Below are 4,276 nucleotides of genomic sequence, written 5' to 3'. Positions count from 1 at the left end.
CCTGGCAGCGCCCTGGCCACCACCAAGGGATCTTTCTCGTCCTTTCTCGCGCCGCTGACCCAGGACACGTTCAAGCAGGTCGTTACCGATGTTGAGCAAAAGCTAAGAGTGGTCAATCAAACCCTCTCGATGCTCGACAACCTGATGGATTCTCAGGGCTTTGATGCCATCTTGAACGAGATGCTGCATTCCATCACCCTGAAAACGGGGGAACTGCTGAACGCCGATCGCGCCACAATTTTTCTCCTAGACGACGAGAAAGATGAACTGTGGGCGATCGTCGCCGAAGACGAAAACGGCAATAACCTGGAACTGCGAATTCCCAAGCACGTCGGCATTGCGGGCGAAGTCGCCACCACCAAGCAGGTCGTCAACATTCCCTACGACTTTTACGACGATCCCCGCTCCAAGGCGGCTCAGGCGCTCGACAAGAAAAATCACTACCGCACTTACACCATGCTGGCCATGCCCCTGCTGAACGATCAGGGCGACTTGGTGGCCGTCGTGCAATTGATCAACAAGCTCAAGCCCAACTGTGATTTGCAAGCGCACCTAGACGAGCGCATCGACTTGGGCGGCTTTACCGCGCAAGACGAGCAGGTGTTTGAAGAGTTTGCGCCCTCGATCCGGCTAATTCTGGAATCGTCCCGCTCGTTCTACAAGGCAACCCAGCAGCAGCGGGCCGCCTCGGCGCTGATGAAGGCAACCAAATCTCTCAGCCAGAGCAGCCTAGATTTGGAGGAAACCCTGGGCCGGGTGATGGAAGAGGCCCAGGAACTGATGCAGGCCGATCGCAGCACGCTCTGGCTCTTGGATCGCGACCAGCACCAGCTCTGGACAAAGCTGCCGATCAACGGCGTGCTGCAAGAAATTCGCATCCCGATGGATGCAGGCTTTGCGGGGCAGGTGGCGATGTCGGGTGAGCCAGTCCTCATTCCCTACGACCTCTACAACCACCCTAACTCCGACACCGCCAAGGAAACCGACAAAAAGACGGGCTATCGAACGTGCAGCATGTTGTGTATGCCCGTGTTCAACGCAGATGGCGAACTGATCGCCGTCACTCAACTGATCAATAAGAAAAAGCAGGGCGACCATCCGCCCTACGATCCGGCAAACTATCCCGAAGCGCCGGAGATCTGGCGGGCGAGCTTTAACCGAAACGATCAGGAGTTCATGCAGGCGTTCAACATTCAGGCGGGTGTGGCGCTGCAAAACGCCAAGCTGTTCGCCACGGTGAAGCAGCAGGAGCAACTCCAGCGCGATATTCTGCGATCGCTCTCCAATAGCGTTATCTCCACCGACAAAGAGGGACGCATCATCGCCGCCAACGAAAGCGCCCGCAAACTTCTGGGTCTGAGCGACACCGACCCGCTGGAGGGGCTGCACGCCGAGGAACTGATTGGGCTGGAAAAGGGGGATTTTTCCAAGTGGTTCAAAATGGCGCTCATGCCGACAGATGACAAGTGCCGTCAGCAGTATTATCCGGATCAAACGCTGAACGCGGTCAAAGGCGTGGAGCAGCACAGCATTAACCTGTCGATTAACACCATCGCCGATGCGAGTGATCCAGAGCAGGTTTCGGGAGCGCTAGTGGTGATGGACGACATCAGCGGCGAAAAGCGGCTAAAAAGCACCATGTCGCGCTATATGTCGCAGGAAGTGGCGCAGTTGCTCTTTGAGAACCCCAACGCTGCCAAAATGGGGGGCGATCGCAAAGAAGTGTCTGTCCTGTTTTCCGACATTCGCAGCTACACCACGCTGACCGAGAGCATGACCGCCGAAGAGGTGGTGGAAATGCTGAACCAGTATTTCGAGAGCATGGTGGACGCGGTGTTTACCTATAAGGGCACGCTGGACAAGTACATCGGCGATGCCATCATGGCGGTGTTTGGGTCGCCGCTGCCCTTGGACGACCACGAGTGGATGGCCGTACAAACGGCGATCGAGATGCGGCACCGACTTGCCGCGTTCAACGCCGACCGGGTACAGCGCCAAAAGCCGCCGATTCGGATCGGCATCGGCATCAACTCCGATATCGTCATCAGCGGCAACATCGGCTCCAGCCGCCGCATGGAGTTCACGGCCATTGGCGATGGGGTCAACCTGGGGTCGCGCTTGGAAAGTGCCAGCAAGCAATACGGCACCGACATCATCATCAGCGAGAACACCTACAAGCCTTGCGCCGATCGGGTCTGGGCGCGAGAGCTAGACTGCATCCGGGTGAAGGGCAAGACGCAGCCCGTCAGCATTTACGAACTCGTCGGGCTGCGTGACGAAATCGTTCCCGATGAGAAAAAGCGGCTGATTGACCTCTATCACGAAGGGCGCAAGCATTACCTAAATCGCGATTTCGTTAAAGCGATGAGCGCTTTTGCCACGCTGCTGCAAGACGTGAACAACGAAGACAAAGCCGCCAAGCTCCACCTCGACCGCTGCAGCCACTGGCTCAGCCATCCGCCCAACGACGAAACCTGGCAAGACGGGGTGTGGACCATGACGGAGAAGTGAGGATTAAGGGGTCAGGGGTCAAGGATCAGGAACTATGGGTCAGGGATTAGAGGCTGAGCAGACAAGCTAGCAACGGGGCTTATGCAAGGGGGCTTATGCAAGCTCTGCCTCAAAAGCGCGCAGGGCGCTGCTTGAGCCTTGGCTCCAGGCTAGCTCGACATAGCGGGGGATCAACTGCTTGACCGCAATATCTGGAAAAATGCCGCTGACCTCGCTTTCCTGATAGTGTTCGCCGTCGAAGATGTAGATTCGCAGGTCCTGACTCCGATAAATCCAGAGTTCTGGAACGGCGATCGCCTCATAATCTGCTGGCTGAGTAAAAGACGTGAGATCGACCTCAAGCGCTAGATCCGGCGGAGGATCAATTTCCAAATCGATACGTTCTTTACCCAAAATAGCCAATCGATTTTGGATGTAAAAACAGGCATCGGGTTCTACTCCGGTTTGGCTGACTCGCTTCAGCGTGAGGGGATCGAAGGCGTGCCAGTCTTGGTTCTGATGCCGCAGCAGCGCCTTCACCAAATCAGTGAGGGTAGCGGAGCGGTTGCTATGGCCAGGCAAAGGAGCCATCAAACGAATTTCCTGTTTCTTGACTCCAAAGTAGACTTTGACCGCAGCGCGATCGCGACGGCTTGACAACAGCCCTTCGTAATCTGCCCAGCTTTGATGACGCAAGATCACCTCACTACCCGGCGGTAGTTCAATTCCATTGGGGCTAATGGTCAAATTCATCAAGAAGCCTGTTGGGTTCGGTTTGTGAAGTTGGCACCAGATACTTGACGGCCCTTAATTCTCATCCTTAGCTCATTGCCCTGAGCAAGCCATCCCTGATTTTCATTTTATTCTTCCTCTCGTGGGGTGGGCAGCGTCAGGTTATAGCGCAGCGCCAGCATTCGGAGCAGAACGATGGTGCAAAATCCGGCAACGGTGGCGATCGCCATATCCACCTGCCACAGCACCAGCACTAGATAAACCCAGCAGCCGACAAAGGCACAGGTGGCGTAGAGCGTGGCGGTTTTGCGAAAGACCACGGGAATCTGCACCAGCAAGATATCGCGCAATACGCCGCCCACCACGCCTGTAATCACGCCCAGCAGCGACGCGGTGAACGGCGGCATTCGATATTCCAGCGCAAAGGCCGTACCGGAAATGCTGAACAGCGCTAGCCCAAAGGCATCCAACAGCGCAAAGACTCGATAGGCAGGCGCTTTGACTGGCTTCAGCAGGCGCGACCCGTAGACATACAGCACCGCCAGCAGCAGCACCAGCACCGCATAGCCCTCATAGCGTACCCAAAAGAACGGTCGCCGATCCAGCAGCACATCGCGCAAGGTTCCGCCCCCAAAGGCATTCACAAAGGCGATCGCATACACACCCACCAGATCCAGCCCTTTCTTGCGAGCGGCGATCATCCCCGATAGGGCTGAGGTGATCACGGCCGACACTTCTAGCGGATACTGCACCGTGGCGAAGCGTTCGAGTTGAGCGGCGATCGCATCTATCGCATCTAGAGACATTCGAGGATTAAGCAGAGGATTAAGCGCTGTGGGTCAGGGATTGGGCTGAGACTTGAGAAAATCCAGAAAGTCGTAGAGTTCGGTTTCGTTAAGTTCCTGGCGCGATCGCTTGCTGTAGGTCGCTTTCAGGTGTTCGCGGCCGCGCTTGGCATCCCACCCCAGGCGGCGCAGTTCCACATCGGTCTGGGCCAGGATATCGGAAAAGTCGATGGAGCCAATGGCGGGGTCGGGCGGCGCGGGGTCGGGGT

At 56.6% G+C, this 4,276-nt stretch carries 3 protein-coding genes and 1 pseudogene; 1 reads left to right on the top strand and 3 read right to left on the bottom strand.

Annotation, left to right across the window (positions count from 1 at the left end; translation table 11 throughout):
- Positions 1-2,511: GAF domain-containing protein (locus IGS51_RS01015; protein WP_297074968.1), on the top strand; the 2,511-nt coding region annotated here is incomplete at its 5' end.
- A 93-nt stretch (positions 2,512-2,604) separates the two neighbouring features.
- On the opposite strand, the gene IGS51_RS01010 is transcribed toward IGS51_RS01015, so the two are convergent.
- The 3 genes and pseudogenes from IGS51_RS01010 to IGS51_RS01000 all read right to left on the bottom strand — a co-directional run.
- Positions 2,605-3,246 (bottom strand): Uma2 family endonuclease, encoded by a 642-nt coding sequence (locus tag IGS51_RS01010; protein WP_367279223.1) that lies wholly within the window; start codon positions 3,244-3,246, stop codon positions 2,605-2,607.
- Positions 3,247-3,350: 104 nt separating this feature from the next.
- Positions 3,351-4,028: a trimeric intracellular cation channel family protein gene (locus IGS51_RS01005; protein ID WP_297074965.1), complete on the bottom strand. Its 678-nt coding sequence runs from the start codon at positions 4,026-4,028 to the stop codon at positions 3,351-3,353.
- A 33-nt stretch (positions 4,029-4,061) separates the two neighbouring features.
- Positions 4,062-4,276: pseudogene (locus IGS51_RS01000) on the bottom strand (hypothetical protein); the annotation flags it as partial.

Source organism: Thermoleptolyngbya sp. M55_K2018_002 (genome assembly GCF_015295965.1).
Classification (GTDB): Bacteria; Cyanobacteriota; Cyanobacteriia; order Elainellales; family Elainellaceae; genus Thermoleptolyngbya; species Thermoleptolyngbya sichuanensis.
This window is presented reverse-complemented; position numbering and strand designations above follow the sequence as displayed.